Here is a 293-nt window from a genome sequence, read left to right on the forward strand (position 1 = left end):
GGTGTAATGGACATTATTCATGCTGGCGTAGGGTCTAACGCTATATACTGTCTATATTTGCAAGGAATCAACGCCATGAATCAAAAAACTGCCCTTTTTGTCGTGATAAACACATCAAAAAGAATGGACGCAAGCTAGGCAAACAACAGTATCAATGTCTGGCTTGCAGACGGCAGTTTTTAGGTGGTAAAAGACTCAATAATCAAACCCTTTGGACTGAATATACCCAAGGGAAACAGACCTACAAACAACTGGCTGATAAGTATCACTGTAGTCTTAAAACCATTCAAAGG

1 protein-coding gene is annotated in these 293 nt (G+C 39.9%); it reads left to right on the plus strand.

The genetic code is table 11. From position 1 onward, the window contains the following. Window positions 1-53 precede the first annotated feature (53 nt). Window positions 54-293, plus strand: a 240-nt coding sequence (locus CXF58_RS14195) for an IS1/IS1595 family N-terminal zinc-binding domain-containing protein (RefSeq protein WP_416375561.1), incomplete at its 3' end; no start/stop codon positions are given.

Source organism: Psychrobacter sp. Sarcosine-02u-2 (assembly GCF_002836335.1).
In the GTDB taxonomy this organism is placed as follows: Bacteria; Pseudomonadota; Gammaproteobacteria; order Pseudomonadales; family Moraxellaceae; genus Psychrobacter; species Psychrobacter faecalis.